The sequence below is a fragment of the Arthrobacter sorbitolis genome (assembly GCF_054510995.1).
Genome location: NZ_JBTNDM010000001.1, coordinates 91,338 through 107,126, shown reverse-complemented (window position 1 = coordinate 107,126; position 15,789 = coordinate 91,338). Strand labels below are relative to the sequence as shown.

Genomic DNA, 15,789 nt, shown 5'->3' with positions numbered 1-15,789 from the left:
CCAGCGCGGCGTCACGGCACGTCACCCTGCAGGGGCGCCGACCGGATCCTGCGGACGACCGCCGCGGTCGAGCGTTCCGGGACGTAGTCGAGGATGGCGACCCGCCCGCCGGCGGCCTCGACGGCGGGCGTCTCCTCGAGCATCTGCGCGGTGTAGTCGCCGCCCTTCGCGTACACGTCGGGCCGGAGCAGTTCGATCAGCGGCACGAGGGTGTCGGTGGAGAAGACGGTCACGTAGTCGACGCAGCTCAGGGACGCGATGATGCCGGCGCGGTCCGCGATCGGGTTGATGGGCCGGTCGGGGCCCTTGAGGCGGCGCACTCCGGCGTCGTCGTTCAGTGCGACCACCAGCACGTCGCCCAGCTGCTTGGCCTGGTTCAGGGAGCGCGTGTGACCGCGGTGCAGCACGTCGAAGCATCCGTTGGTCAGGACGATGCGCCGGCCCGCCGCGCGGTCCTCCTCCACCCTCCGCAGGAGCTCGGCCGTGGTCAGCGCGGTGTCCGCGACGTGCTGCAGGTGGCTCGTGAGGTCCGCCGTCGTGCAGACGGAGGTGCCCGGACGGTGCACGACGACGTCCGCGGCGGCCTGCGCGAGGTCGAGGCTCGTGGTGAGCGGCAGGCCGGCGGCCCGCGCGGCCGTGAGGCTCGCGACGAAGGTGTCCCCGGCGCCGGAGGCCTGCCTCTCGGTGGCGGGCCGGGCCCACGTCCGGTGTTCCTCGCCGTCCCGGCCGAGCAGCAGGGTGCCGTCCCGGTCCAGGGTGACGACGACGGCGGCGGCGTTCGTGGCGGCGAGGAGCTCGCTCCGCCGACCGGTGACAGTCGCGGCCCGGTCCGAGCGCGGGTCGAGGCGGACGGCGAGGACCTGCGCGGCCTCCTGCGCGTTCGGCGTCACGATGTCCGGGCAGAGCGCTGCCCACGCCGCGGTGTCGTGGGCGTCGACCACGACGAGCGTGCCCTCCTCGATGCCCGACGGGTGCCCGAGCGCGGCCCGGACCCCCTCGTCGAGCGTGCCCGAGCCGTAGTCGCAGACGACCACGGCGTCGGCGCCGGCGACGGCGGCCGGGACCGTTCCGGCGAGAGCGGCGAGGGCCGACGCGGGGAGCCCCTCGTGCGTGTCGTCGAGGCGGAGCATGACCTGGTCCCCGCTGATGATCCGGTACTTCGTCGTGGTGCCGACCCGGGGGTCCTGCAGCAGGTGGGTGGTGTCCACGCCCGCGTCCTCGAGGATGCCGCGCAGGCGCCGGCCGGCGTCGTCGGCGCCGATCAGCCCGCACATGCGCACCGTCGCGCCGAGCGCGGCGAGGTTCATCGCGGTGTTCGCCGCCCCGCCGGCCGCGTAGTCACGCCGCGTGATGTCCACGACCGGCGCGGGAGCCTCGCGGCAGAAACGCTCGCTGGTGCCGCTCCACCAGCCGTCCAGGATGGCGTCGCCGATCACGGTGACGCTGGGGGCGCGGTCCGCGATGGCCGCAGGCACCCAGGCGGCGAGGCCGCGGACGTCCGAGAGGTCACCCGCGCCGTCGTGCCGCCGGGGTGCCTCGCCCTCGCGGGAGTCCTGCGGCGCATCGTCCATCAGGCACCGTCCTGCGGCGGGGCGCTGATGTGCACGACCTTCACGAGGGCGAACTCGTCGAGCAGCTCGGGCCCGTAGCCGAAGCCCGCACCGCTGATGCCGCGGGGCTGGGCCGACCCGCCGGGTGCGCCACCGAAGACCGCGTTGACCTTGACGGTCCCCACGGCCAGCGCGGCGATCGCCTGCTGCGCGTGGGCGATGCCGCCCGTCAGCACGCTGGCGGCGAGGCCGTACGGGCCGGCTGCGGCGAGGCGCAGGCCGTCCTCGAAGCTGTCCACGACGGTCACCGGTGCGACCGGCCCGAAGGTCTCCTCGGTCATGACGGTCATCGCGTCGGTGCAGTCGGTGAGCACCGTCGCCGGGTAGTGGGCGCCCGGCCCGTCCGGCGCGCGCCCGCCCTCGAGGCACCGTGCGCCGAGGCCGATCGCCTCGGTGACCTGCCCGTCCACGACGTCGCGCATCCGGCGGTCGACGAGCGGGGCGAAATCGCCGCCCGTGTTGCGGCTCCGCGCCTCGTCGGAGAGCGCGGCGAGGAAGGGCTCGGCGATGGCCCGGTGCACGTAGATGCGTTCCACGGAGGTGCAGATCTGGCCGCTGTTCGCGAAGGCGCCCAGCGCCGCCTGGCCGGCGGCCCAGACCGGATCGACGTCGGCGTCGACGATCAGCGGGTCGTTGCCGCCGTTCTCCCGGATGACGTGGGCGCCGGTGAGCGACGCCGCCCGGGCGATGCGGGCCCCGGTGGCGCTGGAGCCGACGTGGGCGAAGACGTCCACGCCCGTCTCCATCGTGATCATCTGCCCCACGCCGGCGCCGCCCGTCAGGGTCGTCAGGACCCCGGCGGGGAAGGCCGGCTGCAGCAGGCGTCCGAGCAGCTCGCCGACGTGCGGGCACCGCTCGCTCGGCTTGTGGATGACGGCGTTGCCCGTGACGAGTGCGGCGCCGATGAGCCCGGCGGCCACGGCCACGGGATCGTTCCACGGCGTCAGGAGCGCGGCGACCCCGCGCGGCTCGGCGACGGTGTAGTCCGTGGCGGTGACGGCGCCGCGCAGGCTGAGCCCGCGGTGCACGGGGCCGAGTTCCGCGTACTGCTCGAGCGTGGCGATCCCGGCCTCCACGCCGCCGAGGGCGTCGGCGGGCGGCTTGCCGGTCTCCCGCGTGTTCAGGTCCGCCAGTTCGTGGGCACCGGCCCGGAGTGCGGCGGCGGCCCGCCGCAGGGCGGCACCGCGGTCCGCGGGGCTCGTGGCCGCCCACTCGGGCTGCACGGCGCGCGCCAGCGAGACGGCCAGGGCCACCTGGTCCCGGTTGGCGGAAGGCAGCGTGCCCACCTCGCTCCCGTCACGGGGATCGGAGATGGTGAGGGACTCGTCGTCCTCCACGTCGAGCAGGGTGTGGGCCTGGGAGTTGATGGACATTGCGCTCCTCGGTGTCGTGGGGTGCCGCGGCGTGGTCCCGCGGCACGGCTAGTGGTCCCGTACCCGCCTCCCGTGCTTTCACACAGGGCGCACGCCGATTTCTGCACCCTGCGCGATCGTCAGCACGCTTAGCCTATGGTGGCGGGAGGAGGAGCAGCGGGTCTCCTGCTCCCGGAGAAGGCATTGACAGCCCGTCATCCCGCCTGCCGGGGCCGGGAGCCGGCGGCCGGGCGCACGATGTCGATCAGCGACAGGAACGGGGAGAACGTGACACGGCAAGGGAACACCACGGCCGATTTCGGCGGCCGGCAGGACGCGGCGAGGTCGGTCGGGCCCGTGCTCGCGCCGTTCGAGGGCATCCGGCGGATCGCCGTCCTGCGGGGCGGCGGCCTCGGCGACCTCATGTTCGCCCTGCCGGCCATCGCCGCCCTGAAGGACCGCTACCCCGCGGCGCGGATCACGCTCCTCGGCATGCCCGGCCACGCGGCGCTGCTCGACGGCAGGCCCGGGCCGGTCTCCGAGGTCGTGGAGCTGCCCGTCTCCCCCGGCGTCCGTCCCGGCGACGCGGACGCGCGGGCCGTCGACCGCTTCTTCGCCTCCGTCAGCGGGTCCTTCGACCTCGCCGTGCAGCTCCACGGCGGCGGCCGCAACTCCAACCCGTTCCTCCTGCGGCTCGGCGCCCGCCACAGCATCGGGACGCGCACCCCCGACGCCGTGGGGCTCGAGCGGACGATCCCGTACGTCTACTACCAGCACGAGGTGTTCCGTGCCCTCGAGGTGGTGGGGCTGGCCGGCGCGGTGGCGCAGGACCTCGAGCCGCGCGTCGAGGTCCTGCCCGAGGAGGCCGCGCGTGCCGCGCAGCTGACCGGGCCCGGACCGGTGGTCGCGCTGCACCCCGGTGCCACGGACCCGCGCCGCCGGTGGCCGTCGTCGTCGTTCGCCGAGGTCGCCGTGCGTGCCGCGGCGGACGGCTGCGAGGTGGTGGTAGTCGGCGACGCGACCGACGTGCCGACGGCGGAGGAGATCGTCCGCCTGGCCCTGCGGACGGACCCGACGGCGGACGTGCGCTCGCTGGCCGGGCAGCTCACCCTCGGTGAGCTGACGGGGGTGCTGGACCGCAGCGCCGTGATGGTCGGCAACGACAGCGGGCCCCGGCACCTCGCGCAGGCGGTCGGGACCCCGACCGTCGGCGTGTACTGGATCGGCAACGTCATCAATGCCGGGGCGATGGGACGGAGCCTCCACCGCGTGCACTTCTCCTGGGTCGACCGGTGCCCCGTGTGCGGGGTGGACGTCCGGCAGGTGGGCTGGACCGCCGAACGGTGCGAGCACGACGACTCGTTCGTTGCGGCGGTCCGGCCCGACGCCGTCTACGCGGACGTGGCGGAACTCAGGGCCACGAGCCTTCTTCTGCGTGGGCGATGACCATCTCGCGGATCTCGCAGCTCTTGGGCTGCGAGAGCGCGAAGAGGATCGCCTCGGCCACGCGCTCGGGGTCGTTGAGGCGTGAATCGTCCTGCGGCTTGTACTGCTCGTCGCGGTCGTCGAAGAACCGGGTCTTCATGCCGCCGGGAATGATCGTCGTGACACCGATCTGCCCGGTCGTCTCCGCGGCGAGCGCCTGCGAGAAGCCCATCACGCCGAACTTCGAGGCGCAGTAGGCCGTCGCGTCGCCCACCGCCTTGATGCCCAGTGTTGAGGCGATCGTGACCACGCGGCCGTGCGTCTGCTTCAGGTAGGGCAGGGCGGCGCGGGCGGTGGACGCGGTGCCCAGGAGGTTCACGCCGATCACCTTCTCCCACTGATCCGCGGGTACGGTGTCGAGCGCGCCGCACCGGTCGATGCCGGCCGCGGTGACGACGGCGTCCAGGCCGTCCATCGTCTCCGCGGCCTCCCGCACCGCCGCCTCGACGGCCTCGCGGTCGGAGACGTCGACCTCGAAGGCCTTGACGCCGGTGACCCGGCTGATGTCGCGGTCGAGCACCACGGGGGTGCCTCCCGCCGCGAGCACTCCCTGCACGATGGCCGCACCGAGGCCGGAGCCTCCGCCGGTCACCAGGACGCGTCCGGGGTTGAAGCCGCTGCCTGCCGTGGCCGCCGCCGTGCTGGCCGTCGTGCTGGCCGTCGTGCTTGATGTCGTGTTCTCGGTCATGCTGTTCCTTTCGTTGCGTGGCTCCCGGCCGGTCGGATCGGTCCGGGTGCGGATCTGCAGCGCGTCAGCCGACTCGGGCGAGCGCGGCTGCAAGTTTGGTGGTGGAGCGGGCCGGGATGTACGGGACGGTGACAGTCCTGCCACCCCAGCTGCTCACGAGGGCGGCCTCGGGCAGGTCCTCGGCCGCGTAGTCCCCGCCCTTGACCCAGATGTCGGGCTGCAGGCGCGAGATGGCGTTCTCCGGCGTCGACTCGCCGAAGACGAGGACGGCGTCCACGCACTCGAGGGCCGAGAGCAGTTCGGCGCGGTCCTCCTGCTTGATGATGGGCCGGCTCTCGCCCTTCAGGCCGCGCACCGACTCGTCGGAGTTCAGGAGGACGATCAGGCAGTCGCCGAGCTGCCGCGCGGCCGCCAGGGTGCGGGCGTGGCCCGCGTGGAGCAGGTCGAAGCACCCGCCCGTCGCGACGACGGTCCCGCCCGCCTCCCGCGTGCGGCGGGCGACGTCGAGGGCGTCGAGGCCGTCGACGGGCAGCTGCCGCGGCGGCTCCTCCCGGCGGCCCATGGCGCTCACGCCGCCGGAGCCGAGGAACCGCGCCGCGGCGTCCGTGGCCTGCTGGGCGGCGGCGTCGATCGGGTCGCCCTGGGCGAGGCCGACGGCGAGCGCGGAGGCGAACCGGTCGCCCGCGCCGCAGGGGTCGGCGGCGCTGACGCGGGGGGCGGGGACGACCTGCGGCAGGAGGCCCGCCGCGGCGACGAGCGCCCCGTGCTCGCCCATGGTGACGAGGACGGCCCGGCTGCGCCAGGTGGCCAGCAGGACGTCGGCGGCGGCCGCGGCGGCGCGTGTACCGGAGCCCTGCACGTCGGCGAACCGCAGCGCCTCCCCGATGTTGGGGGTCACCGCGGCGACACCGGGCACGGGCCGGGCGCCGGAGGGGTGGGGATCCCAGACCACGGGGACGGACCCGGCGAGGGCCTCGAGGCGCGTGCGCAGTGCCTCGTTGGCGAGCAGCCCCCGCCCGTAGTCCGCCGCGATGATCGCGTCGGCCCCGTCGAGGGCGGCCAGCATGTCCTCGGTGCAGTCCGGGACGGGGGGCGTGGCGCAGCCCTCGTCGAAGCGCACCACGGGCTGGCCGGAGGCCCGCACCCGGGTCTTCACGGGCGTCGGCGCGCCGGAGGGACCGGCGACGACGGTGATGCCCCCGAGTTCGGCGCGGAGCAGCCCGGCGGCGGCGTCCTCGCCGAGGACCGTGACGAGCACGGCCTCGTGTCCGTCGGACTCCAGCATGCGCGCCACCAGGCCCGCTCCGCCGGCGCGGCGGCGGACGGCGTCCACGTCGACGACGGGCACGGGGGCATCGGGCGACAGGCGCCCGGCATCGCCCGAGAGGTCGGTGTCGAGCAGGACGTCCCCCACCACCACGATCCTCATCGCTGCTCCTCCTGCCGGCGGCGGTGCACCTCGGCGTCGAAGGCCCTGCAGATCGCATGGAGGGCGATCAGGTGGCCCTCCTGCGCGTTGGCCGATTTCGCGTCGATCGCCACGAAATCGTCCACGCACTCGGTCAGCGGGTTCGGACCCGCCGCGGTGAGCGCCCACGTGGTGACGCCGGCCGCCCGGGCCGCGTCCACCGCGTGCAGCAGGTTGGGGCTCTTGCCGCTCGTGCTCAGGAGCAGGAGGATGTCGCCCCGACGCCCGTGGGCGGTCACCTGGCGGGCGAACATGCGGTCGAAGCCGTAGTCGTTGGCGATCGCCGTGACGGCCGAGCTCTCGGCATGCAGCGAGATCGCCGAGAACGGCTCGCGTTCGCCGTCGAAGCGGCCCACGAGCTCGGCGGTGAGGTGCTGCGCCTCGGCGGCGGAACCGCCGTTCCCCGCCGCGAGCAGGCGCTGACCGGCCATCAGCCGCTCCGCCATCTCCACGCCCCAGCCGGCGAGCGTGCCGACGTTCTGCAGGAGGGACTCGATGGCCGGCGCGACGGCCCGCAGGTGGTCGGTCACGAGCCGCCGGGAGTCAGCCTCGTGGCGGGACAGCCCGCCCGTCGCGGTCCCGTGCGGGCGGCCGCGGTCCGGTGCCGTGGGGTCGGCGGTCCTGTCCGTGGTGACGTCGGTGATGTGAGTGGTCACAGTGCCCTGCCTCCCGTGCTTTCGAGTCGACGCGCGGCGCTCCGCCGCGCGGTGGCCTGCTGGGCGGGCGCTGCCGCGGCCAGGGCCGTCTGGTAGGCCTTCTCCGTGTCGGCGGCGATCCGGCTCCACGAGTAGCGGGCCTTGACGCGGCGGTAGCCGTTGCCGCCGAGCTCCGTGGCCCAGACGGGGTCGGACACCATCTCGGCGATGGCCGCCGCGACCGCCTCCGGGTCCTGCGGCGGGACATGGAGGCCGGTCTTGCCGTCCACCACGGTGTCCACCAGTCCCCCGACCGCCGCCGCGATCACGGGGACGCCGCACGCCATCGCCTCGAGCGGCACGATGCCGAACGGTTCGTACCACGGCGCGCACACCACGGCGTCGGCGCTCCGCAGGACCGCGGGCATCTCGGCGCGGGACACCTGGCCCCGCAGCACCACGCGGTCCCCGACGCCCAGTTCGGCCGCCAGCGCCCGGAGCCGCTGTGCCTCGGGGTCGTCCTCGAGGGTCGCCGAGTTGCCGGAGCCGCCCACGATGACGAGTTCGACGTCGTCCCGGCCCAGGGCGGCGAGGTCGCGCATCGCACGGATGGCGATGTCCATGCCCTTGCGCGGGACGAGCCTGCCCACGCTCACGATCCGGTGGGCACGGCCGCGCTGCTCGACGGGGCCCGTCGGGGAGAACAGTTCGAGGTCGACGCCGCAGGGGGCGATCGACACGCGGCTGCCGGGCACGCCCATGGCCTTGAGCTCGAAGACCTCGTCGGAGCAGGTCGCGACGATGCGGTCGGCGCTGCGGCCCACCATCGCCTCCAGCATGAGCCGCTCGGACGGGCTCGTGTCCTCGGCTCCCTGGTGGCGGCGCTTGACCGTCCCGAGCGCGTGGAAGGTCTGGACGACCTGCACAGGTCGGCCGGCGCTCCGCGACTGGCGGGCGGCGTCGAGCGCGGCGATGCCCGACATCCAGAAGTGGCCGTGCACGATGTCCGGCGCGTCCTCGCCCCAGTCCTCGACGATGCCCTCGGCCAGCTCGCCCATGTAGGGCAGCAGCATGTCCTTGGGGACGGTGCTGACCGGTCCGGCCGTGACGTGCACGACCTCCAGCCGGGGGTGGGTGCGGACGCGGTCGGGCAGCGCGGCGTCGTCGCGGCGGGTGTACACCGTGACGTCGTGCCCGCGGCGGGCGAGTGCGAGGGACAGCTCGGCCACGTGGACGTTCTGTCCGCCGGCGTCGACGCCCCCCAGTGCCGCGAGGGGGCTGGCATGCTCGGACACCATCGATATCCTCACTGCGCTTTCCTTTCTGTTGCCGCCAGGACCCGGTGCCGCACGGGCACGCCCTCCAGGACGTCGTCCCAGTCGGCGAGGAACCGGGCGAGCCCGTACCGTGCGAGGGCCGCTTCCCGTGCGACGAGCCCTCGGGCCCGGGCCTCGTCCGGGTCGTCGATGAGGCGCGCGGCCGTCCGCACGAGGTCGTCGATGCTGGTCGAGATCGCACCGGCCCCGGGCGGTACCGCACGCGCGGCCTCCGTCGTCGCGAGCGCCAGCACGGGGAGCCCCACGTGCATCGCCTCCAGGAGCGAGAGCCCGAGGGAGGTCCACCGCAGCGGGTGCACGTAGGCCCGTGAGCGTCCCAGGCGGGCGTGCAGCTCCGCCGTGGGGAGGTCCCCGCCGATCCTCAGTTCCCCGGGGGCAAGGTCCAGTGCGTCGGCGAGCCGGTCCGTGCCCATGCCGAAGACCTCCAGGGGCGCGACGCCGGCGAACCGCGGGAGCAGGTCCGTGCCGGTGATGCGCCCGCGGCGCACCGGTTCGTTGATGACGGCGGCGAGCTGCTCGAGCTCCCCCGTGTAGAGGTAGCCCGGGTCGACGATGCCGTGCTCGATCACCGTGGTCCTCGCGACGCCGCTGTCCCAGAAGAGGTCGTTGAAGTGGGTCACGTGCACCACGGGGATGTCCGTCTGCTCGGCCAGGGGGTGCACCGTGCCGACGATGTCGCGGCGCGGCGTGTTGTGCTCGAGGAAGACGGCCGGCAGGTCCCGCCCGGGCGTGCGGCCGAGGAGCCGCTCGCACTCCGCGATCTCCTCCACGCGCTGCAGGACGACGACGTCGATGCCGGCGTCCGCGAGGTCCGAGGGCGCCACCTCGACGACGGAGGCGGGCCAGTCGCGGCCCGCCCGGCCGAGTCCCCAGGGACCGCCGTCGGGCGTGGTGGGCAGCAGGTAGGTGTGGCTCCCCCTCACGAAGGCGTCGGTCCACCCGCCGTGGACGTGCCATAACAGGATCCTCATCGGTTTCCCCTCGTTGTTCTGCGGCCGTCGGTGCGGCCGATGCTACGGCGCGAGCCGAGTGACGATACTCCGGAGCCGAGCCGGAGGACGGCGTCGACGACGTCCTCCGGGGACACGGTGGACAGGCAGGGGTGGCCCTGCACGGGGCAGATGCGCGCCCGGCTGAGCGCGCAGGCGGCGTCCTGGTCGCCGAGCAGTTCGACGGGGACGCGGTAGGGCGCCCAGCGGATCGCGGGCACGACGGGCGAGAACAGGCAGACCACCGGCGTGCCGACGGCGGCCGCGAGGTGCGCGGGCCCCGTGTTCCCCGTGATCACGACGGTGGCCCCCGCGAGGACGGAACCCAGCGCGGCGAGGTCCGTGCGGCCCCCGAGGTCGAGCGCCTCCGGTCCGGCGACGGTGGAGGTCAGGTCGGTCTCGCCGGGCCCGCCGGTGACGACGACGCGGAAGCCGGCCGCCGTGAGGAGCTCGACGGCGGCCGCGTGGTGGAGCGGCGGCCAGGCCCGGGCGGGTACCGACGCGCCGGGGTGCACGACGACGTAGGGCCCCTGACCCACGAGGTCGGAGGCGTCGGTGAGGCCCGAGACCCGGAGCCGGCCGTCGTCGCCGGGCGGCAGCGCGTAGCCCGCGGCCTCCGCGATGCCGAGGGCGCGTTCCGCCTCGGGCTGGTCCTCCGGGAAGTCCTCCCCGGGCTTGAGCCGGACGTCGAGGAGGGAGCCCGCGTAGTCCACGGACGCACCCGCGATCCGCCGGACCCCGGCGAGCCGGAGCAGGAGGGCGAGGGGCAGCGGCGACTGGTGGAAGGACGTCAGCAGGACCGCCTCGTCGACGCCGAGGCCCACGACGGCGTCGTGGAGTCCGGCGATCAGGTCCGGCGTGGGCTCGGGCGCCGGGTCGATGATCCACGGGGCGGACCACGTGACGACGTCGACGACGCCGGGCAGGAGGCGGGCCGCGGCAGCACCCTGCGGCCCGCACAGCATCACGACGTCGTTCGGTGAGTCACCGTGGTCCCCGGCGGCGACGGCCCGGACGGCGGGGCCGGCGAGCAGGACGTCGCCGGCGCTGTCGAGGCGGGCGACGAGGACGCGCCGCCTCACGGGGTGCCCGCCCACAGGGCCTCGACGGCCTCGGCGAGGTCGCGTGCGACGGCGGGGGCGCCCCGGATCTCCTCGTCGAGCGTGATGTCGGTCGGCACGAGGACGCCGCGGGCGCCGGCGGCCGCGGCAGCGCCCATGTCGGCCCCGATGTCACCGATCACGGCGACGTCCGCCGGGTCGAGGCCCAGCCGCGCACTCGCGGCGAGGACCATGCCGGGCCCGGGCTTGCGGCACGGGCAGCCGTCGTCCGTCCCGTGCGGGCAGACCTCCCAGACCGCGAAGGGACCGAGCAGGTCCTCCACGCGGGCGTTGACGGCGTCGACCTGCTCCCGCGTCACGTAGCCCCGCGCGATGCCCGACTGGTTGGTGACCACGCCCACCGGGATGCCGCGGGAGCGCAGGCCGTCGAGGACCTCGCGGGCGCCCGGCATGGGCTGCACGAGCGAGGGGTCGCCGTTGTACGGGACGTCCACGACGATGGTCCCGTCGCGGTCGAACAGGACGGCCCGGGGTGCCGTCCGCGGGCGTTCGGCCGAAGTATGCATACAGGCTTAGTTCCCGAGAAGAAGCAGTACTAAACACTTCCTCCCGAACTTCTTCTCTCCCGCCCCGCGGTCGCCCCGTCCCGCCGCGGCCGCGGGGAGGCCCCCGAACCTCTGGCAGGATGATCCGCATGACTTCCGAGGGCACCACCACCGCGGGCGCCCGGCCCGCCCCCGGCTCCGCGCCGATCCCCGCCTCCACCCCCGCACCGGACGGACGCCCGGAGATCCTGGCGCTCCGCGCCCTGAAGCTCGGCGACCTGCTCGTGGCCGTGCCCGCCCTCAAGGGACTGCGCCGGGCCTTCCCCGAGCACCGCATCCTCTACGCCGCGCAGGAATGGCTGCGGCCCGTCGTCGGACTCACCGACGCCATCGACGACCTGCTGCCGACGCACGGGCTGGACGATCCCCTGCCCATCGAGCACGGACGGATCGACCTCGCCGTGAACCTGCACGGGAGCGGCGGCGAGAGCAGGGCCCGCCTGCAGGAGATCGGCGCGAAGCGGCGCATGGGGCACCGCTCCCCCGGCTGGGACGGCCCCGAGTGGCGCGACGGCATCCTCGAACGCGAGCGCTGGGCGTCGCTCGTCTCCTGGCACGGCGTCCCAGCGGATCCGCTCGACTGCCGCCTGCGGGTGCCGGACGGAGGGAGCCCGGCGCCGGACGCCGTCGTCGTCCACGTGGGAGCCGCGTACGGCAGCCGCCTCTGGCCGGTGGAACGGTTCGCGGAGGTGGCGCGCACCCTCGCCGCTGCCGGGCACCAGGTCCTGTTCACCGGCAGCGCCAAGGAGCGGCCGCGCGCGCTCGCCGTCGCCGATGGCGCCGGGCTGCCCGAGGAGACCGTGGCGGCGGGGCACCTGCCCCTGGACCGCTTCGCCGCCCTGATCGCCGGAGCCTCCCTCGTCGTCTCGGCCGACACGGGGGCCGCGCACCTGGCGTCGGCCTACGCGCGGCCGTCCGTGGTGCTCTTCGGCCCGGCGCCGGCGTCCGAATGGGGCCCGCCGCCCGGCCCGCACACGGTGCTCACCGACGCGTCACTCCGCCTCGGCGAGACGTTCTCGCCCACCCCCGACCCGGCCCTGATGGCCGTGACCGTGGATCAGGTGCTGGCGGCCGCAGCCGACCACGGGATCTCCTAGCGCGGTTCCGGGAGCACCTCAGGCGATGCCGGACCGCGCGGTGCGCCGGGCCGGCTCGGCCGGCGCGCCGAGGAGTCGCTTCTGCAGCTTCACGAGGATGCGCGCGAGCGTCCGCGAGACCTGCATCTGCGACATCCCGAGCTCGTCGCCGATGCACTGCTGGGTCTGCTCCATGAAGTACCGGCGGTAGAGCAGCTCCTTCTCGCCGGCGTCGAGCTCGTTGACGGCACCGCGCAGCGAGATCATGTCGTCGCTGCGCTCCATCCCGGTGGAGTCGGCCGCGAGGGTGTCGGCCCAGCTGCGCCCCTCGAACGGCGCGTCGAGCGAATCGGGCCGCAGGCTCGAGGAGGACGCCTGCGCTTCGAGGATCTTGCCCTCCGGCCAGCCCAGTTCCCGTCCCAGCTCGCGTACCGTCGCCTCCCGGCCGAGCCGCTGCGCCATCGCCGGAGCCGCACGGGCTATCTCGGTCCTGAGGTCCTGGACGTCGCGGGGCGGGCGCACCACCCAGCACGAATCCCTGAGGTAGCGCTTGATCTCGCCGGTGATGGTCGGCACCGCGAAGGAGGCGAACGGCACGCCGCGCCCCGGGTTGAACCGCTGCACGGCCTTGATGAGACCGAGATACGCGACCTGCCGGATGTCCGAGGCCTCGGGCCCCGAGGAGGCGAAGGAGCGGGCCACCGACTCGGCGATGTCCATGTGCCGCAGGGCGATGTCGTCCTGCAGGGCCGCCTTCAGGGGACGCTCCGGACGGCGCCCGTCCGTGGCGGACCCGTCGGCCCCGAACCGGTCGGCCCCGGGGACGGGCCCGGCATCGGCGACTGCGGTGGCGCATGCGGCAGGAGTGCCCGAGGGCGATGCGGGATCGGCGATATGGGGCATGCTGTACTCCGTCGGGCGTTGGACACTCACGCTTCCCAACAGAACATCAGCGTGCTTAGTACGCAACCCCCGTCTCGCACAGCGGCCGTTTCGCCAGGGGGTCTTCCCTTTTGCCGGGCGCACGGGTAGGAGAGCCCGGGGGCGACGACGAAGAAGCCCCCTGCCGCTCGGCAGGGGGCTGGACGGTCGCCGCTTCGGGAGGCGACCTCAGTTCAACAGCGTCGCGGCGGGTCCCGAAGCGGCCGGACCTTCGAGCGCCACGCCCTCCTGCGGGGCGGCACCGGCGGCGGTCCAGTTCCAGCGCGGTGCGCCCAGTTCCTTGATGACCCGCTGCAGATGGCCGCGCAGCTCCTCGGACACGAGCCCACCGCCGGCCACGAGGGTGCGCTCGATGTCCTCGGCCGTGTCGAGGACCCGGCGTCCCGCCGGCGAGATGGACACGGTGTGCGATCGCCGGTCGAGGTCGTTGCGCACGCGCGTCACGTGTCCCCTGGTCTCGAGCCGCGAGAGGGTCTTCCCCATCGTCTGCGCCTGGACGCGGACGATCTGGGCCAGGCTGGCCTGCGTCATGGCCCCCTGGTCGGCGAGGACGCCCAGGGCGATCACGCCCGCGTGGGTCACCCCGATGTCGACGAGCCGTTCGTTCCAGGCGTGCTCGACGAGACGCGCCGCCGTGGTCAGCAGTCGACCCGTGGGCCATTGCTCCAGATCGGGCATATAACCGTGCACTTCCTCTCGCTCGCAGACCCGGCGGTCCCCTACCGCGCCGGATCCTCCCCCTATGATAGCTAGGCCTGCTAGTCGATTCCTCCCGGCCGGCCCGCGGATCCCGCCAGGAGGCGGGTCCGCGCCCCTGCCGTCCACGGATCCCACCACCCCGCCGAACCCCCAGGAGTATCCATGACGCAACGACTCGCCCCCGGTGACAGTGCCCCCGACTTCACGCTCCCGGATGCCGAGGGCAACGACGTCGCCCTCTCGTCGTTCAGGGGCGGCGGCGTCGTCGTGTACTTCTACCCGGCGGCCGCCACGCCCGGATGCACCACCGAGGCCTGCGACTTCCGGGACAACCTGGCCTCGCTCCGGGGTGCCGGGTACCGGGTGCTGGGCATCTCCCCCGACCCCGTCGCGAAGCTGGCCCCGTTCGCCGAGCAGGAGTCCCTGACCTTCCCCCTGCTGTCCGACGAGGATCACGCCGTCGCGGAGGCCTACGGCGCCTGGGGCGAGAAGAAGAACTACGGCAGGACCTACGAGGGGCTCATCCGGTCCACGGTGGTCGTCGACGGCGACGGCAGGGTCGCCGTCGCGCAGTACAACGTGCGGGCGACAGGCCATGTCGCGAAGCTGCGGCGCGACCTCGGCATCGACCGGTAGGCCCGCGATCGCCCGCCCGGGCCCCGGGACGATCCGCGCGGTGGCGATAGAGTAGGCCGGACAGGACGGTCCTCCCCGGGAGGACCTGCGAGCGCGAGTGGCGGAATTGGCAGACGCGCTGGATTTAGGTTCCAGTGTCTTCGGACGTAGGGGTTCAAGTCCCCTCTTGCGCACAGGAAAGCCCCGCCGGGCACCCGACCCGGCGGGGCTTCTGCGTGCCGGGACGTGCAACCGCGGCCGCCCGTCGCCCCGGGTCGGGAGCGGGCCGTCCGACGGTCCCCGGACCGGGCCCGGCGACGGCGGGAGGCGTCCGCCGAAGATCGCACCCATCCGCTCCCGGGGGTCGTCCGAAGTACCTCCGAGACCTCGACACGATGTGTTTCACCGACAATCACAGACCACCGGCGCTCCTCCAGAGCGCCCTGTACGGAGGACATCCCATGGAAACCACCAAGCGCAGGAACTTCTCGATCCTCGGCATCGCAGCCGTCTCGATGCTCGGTCTGGCCGCCTGCGGCGGCGGCGAGGAGGCCTCGTCGGAGTCCTCCCCGAGCAGCATGGCCAGCGAGAGCAGCATGGCCAGCGAGTCGGCCTCGCCTGAGGCGAGCATGAGCCCCTCGGCCTCCGCCGACGCGGCCGCCATGGACCCCGCAGCCAACCTCGTGGGCCCCGGCTGCGCCGGCTACGCCGAGACCGTTCCCGACGGCGCCGGCTCGGTCGCCGGCATGGCCCTCGATCCCGTGGCCACCGCCGCCTCGAACAACCCCATCCTCACCCAGCTGACCGCTGCCGTCTCCGGCGGGATCAACCCGGACGTGGACCTCGTCGACACCCTGAACGGCGGCGAGTTCACCGTCTTCGCACCGGTCGACGACGCCTTCAAGGCACTGCCCGCCGAGACCGTCGAGGGCCTGAAGACCGACACCGAGGGCCTCACCGGCATCCTCACCTATCACGTCGTCCCGGGCAAGATCCAGCCCGCCGAGCTCGAGGGCACCACCCAGACCACGGTCCAGGGCGCGACGCTCGAGGTCACCGGCTCGGGCCAGGAGCTCAAGGTCAACGACGCCAACGTCATCTGCGGCGGCGTCCAGACCGCCAACGCCGTCGTGTACCTGGTCGACGGAGTCCTGACGCCTCCCGCAGGCTAGGGACCGCTGCGTCCCCGGCCACACCTCTGACGTGGTCCGGGGCAAGGGAAGGACC

At 74.1% G+C, this 15,789-nt stretch carries 15 protein-coding genes and 1 tRNA gene; 5 read left to right on the top strand and 11 right to left on the bottom strand.

Going from position 1 to position 15,789, the window contains the following annotated elements:
• Positions 1–11 precede the first annotated feature (11 nt).
• Positions 12–1,571 (bottom strand): PfkB family carbohydrate kinase, encoded by a 1,560-nt coding sequence (locus tag ACX80K_RS00505; protein WP_459269939.1) that lies wholly within the window; start codon positions 1,569–1,571, stop codon positions 12–14.
• A complete protein-coding gene (locus tag ACX80K_RS00500) occupies positions 1,571–2,983 on the bottom strand; it encodes an aldehyde dehydrogenase family protein (protein WP_459269938.1) in 1,413 nt (470 codons plus the stop codon). Before ACX80K_RS00500 ends, ACX80K_RS00505 begins: the two co-directional genes overlap by 1 nt.
• Before the next feature lie 267 nt (positions 2,984–3,250).
• Between ACX80K_RS00500 and ACX80K_RS00495 the strand changes: the two genes are divergently transcribed.
• The gene (locus ACX80K_RS00495) at positions 3,251–4,408 is read left to right on the top strand and encodes a glycosyltransferase family 9 protein (protein WP_459269937.1); all 1,158 of its coding nucleotides are present in this window, start codon (positions 3,251–3,253) and stop codon (positions 4,406–4,408) included.
• On the opposite strand, the gene ACX80K_RS00490 is transcribed toward ACX80K_RS00495, so the two are convergent.
• The 7 genes from ACX80K_RS00490 to ACX80K_RS00460 all read right to left on the bottom strand — a co-directional run bounded on the left by ACX80K_RS00490 (position 4,374) and on the right by ACX80K_RS00460 (position 11,191).
• Entirely contained in the window at positions 4,374–5,135 is a 762-nt protein-coding gene (locus ACX80K_RS00490; protein ID WP_459269936.1) for an SDR family oxidoreductase, read from the bottom strand. The genes ACX80K_RS00495 and ACX80K_RS00490 overlap by 35 nt on opposite strands.
• Positions 5,136–5,199: 64 nt before the next feature.
• Positions 5,200–6,564 (bottom strand): PfkB family carbohydrate kinase, encoded by a 1,365-nt coding sequence (locus tag ACX80K_RS00485; RefSeq protein ID WP_459269935.1) that lies wholly within the window; start codon positions 6,562–6,564, stop codon positions 5,200–5,202.
• Complete coding sequence (locus tag ACX80K_RS00480) at positions 6,561–7,166, bottom strand: D-sedoheptulose-7-phosphate isomerase (protein ID WP_459270655.1); 606 nt, start codon at positions 7,164–7,166, stop codon at positions 6,561–6,563. The genes ACX80K_RS00485 and ACX80K_RS00480 overlap by 4 nt, the downstream gene beginning before the upstream one ends.
• Before the next feature lie 89 nt (positions 7,167–7,255).
• The gene (locus ACX80K_RS00475; protein WP_459269934.1) at positions 7,256–8,548 is read right to left on the bottom strand and encodes a glycosyltransferase; all 1,293 of its coding nucleotides are present in this window, start codon (positions 8,546–8,548) and stop codon (positions 7,256–7,258) included.
• Entirely contained in the window at positions 8,545–9,546 is a 1,002-nt protein-coding gene (locus ACX80K_RS00470; protein WP_459269933.1) for a glycosyltransferase, read from the bottom strand. The genes ACX80K_RS00475 and ACX80K_RS00470 overlap by 4 nt, the downstream gene beginning before the upstream one ends.
• The gene (locus ACX80K_RS00465) at positions 9,543–10,646 is read right to left on the bottom strand and encodes a glycosyltransferase family 9 protein (RefSeq protein ID WP_459269932.1); all 1,104 of its coding nucleotides are present in this window, start codon (positions 10,644–10,646) and stop codon (positions 9,543–9,545) included. The genes ACX80K_RS00470 and ACX80K_RS00465 overlap by 4 nt, the downstream gene beginning before the upstream one ends.
• Positions 10,643–11,191: a D-glycero-alpha-D-manno-heptose-1,7-bisphosphate 7-phosphatase gene (locus ACX80K_RS00460; RefSeq protein WP_459269931.1), complete on the bottom strand. Its 549-nt coding sequence runs from the start codon at positions 11,189–11,191 to the stop codon at positions 10,643–10,645. Before ACX80K_RS00460 ends, ACX80K_RS00465 begins: the two co-directional genes overlap by 4 nt.
• Positions 11,192–11,319: 128 nt before the next feature.
• Here ACX80K_RS00460 and ACX80K_RS00455 point away from each other — a divergent pair, with 128 nt between their 5' ends.
• A complete protein-coding gene (locus ACX80K_RS00455; RefSeq protein WP_459269930.1) occupies positions 11,320–12,327 on the top strand; it encodes a glycosyltransferase family 9 protein in 1,008 nt (335 codons plus the stop codon).
• Between the two features lie 18 nt (positions 12,328–12,345).
• On the opposite strand, the gene ACX80K_RS00450 is transcribed toward ACX80K_RS00455, so the two are convergent.
• Positions 12,346–13,209, bottom strand: coding sequence for a sigma-70 family RNA polymerase sigma factor (locus ACX80K_RS00450; RefSeq protein WP_459269929.1), 864 nt, complete (start codon positions 13,207–13,209; stop codon positions 12,346–12,348).
• A gap of 207 nt (positions 13,210–13,416) precedes the next feature.
• Complete coding sequence (locus ACX80K_RS00445) at positions 13,417–13,926, bottom strand: MarR family winged helix-turn-helix transcriptional regulator (protein WP_459269928.1); 510 nt, start codon at positions 13,924–13,926, stop codon at positions 13,417–13,419.
• Between the two features lie 183 nt (positions 13,927–14,109).
• On the opposite strand from ACX80K_RS00445, the gene bcp reads away from it, so the two are divergent.
• The 3 genes from bcp to ACX80K_RS00430 all read left to right on the top strand — a co-directional run bounded on the left by bcp (position 14,110) and on the right by ACX80K_RS00430 (position 15,734).
• On the top strand, positions 14,110–14,583 hold the full coding sequence (gene bcp, locus ACX80K_RS00440) for a thioredoxin-dependent thiol peroxidase (protein ID WP_459269927.1): 474 nt from the start codon (positions 14,110–14,112) through the stop codon (positions 14,581–14,583).
• 91 nt (positions 14,584–14,674) lie between these two features.
• Positions 14,675–14,756 (top strand) — tRNA-Leu (locus ACX80K_RS00435).
• 267 nt (positions 14,757–15,023) lie between these two features.
• Positions 15,024–15,734: a fasciclin domain-containing protein gene (locus ACX80K_RS00430; protein ID WP_459269926.1), complete on the top strand. Its 711-nt coding sequence runs from the start codon at positions 15,024–15,026 to the stop codon at positions 15,732–15,734.
• Positions 15,735–15,789 lie beyond the last annotated feature (55 nt).

Coding starts and splice junctions, on each gene's coding strand:
- ACX80K_RS00505 (WP_459269939.1), bottom strand. CDS start 1,571: ATGGACGATGCGCCGCAGGACTCCCGCGAGGGCGAGGCACCCCGGCGG.
- ACX80K_RS00500 (WP_459269938.1), bottom strand. CDS start 2,983: ATGTCCATCAACTCCCAGGCCCACACCCTGCTCGACGTGGAGGACGAC.
- ACX80K_RS00470 (WP_459269933.1), bottom strand. CDS start 9,546: ATGAGGATCCTGTTATGGCACGTCCACGGCGGGTGGACCGACGCCTTC.
- ACX80K_RS00490 (WP_459269936.1), bottom strand. CDS start 5,135: ATGACCGAGAACACGACATCAAGCACGACGGCCAGCACGACGGCCAGC.
- bcp (WP_459269927.1), top strand. CDS start 14,110: ATGACGCAACGACTCGCCCCCGGTGACAGTGCCCCCGACTTCACGCTC.
- ACX80K_RS00450 (WP_459269929.1), bottom strand. CDS start 13,209: ATGCCCCATATCGCCGATCCCGCATCGCCCTCGGGCACTCCTGCCGCA.
- ACX80K_RS00430 (WP_459269926.1), top strand. CDS start 15,024: ATGGAAACCACCAAGCGCAGGAACTTCTCGATCCTCGGCATCGCAGCC.
- ACX80K_RS00455 (WP_459269930.1), top strand. CDS start 11,320: ATGACTTCCGAGGGCACCACCACCGCGGGCGCCCGGCCCGCCCCCGGC.
- ACX80K_RS00485 (WP_459269935.1), bottom strand. CDS start 6,564: ATGAGGATCGTGGTGGTGGGGGACGTCCTGCTCGACACCGACCTCTCG.
- ACX80K_RS00460 (WP_459269931.1), bottom strand. CDS start 11,191: ATGCATACTTCGGCCGAACGCCCGCGGACGGCACCCCGGGCCGTCCTG.
- ACX80K_RS00445 (WP_459269928.1), bottom strand. CDS start 13,926: ATGCCCGATCTGGAGCAATGGCCCACGGGTCGACTGCTGACCACGGCG.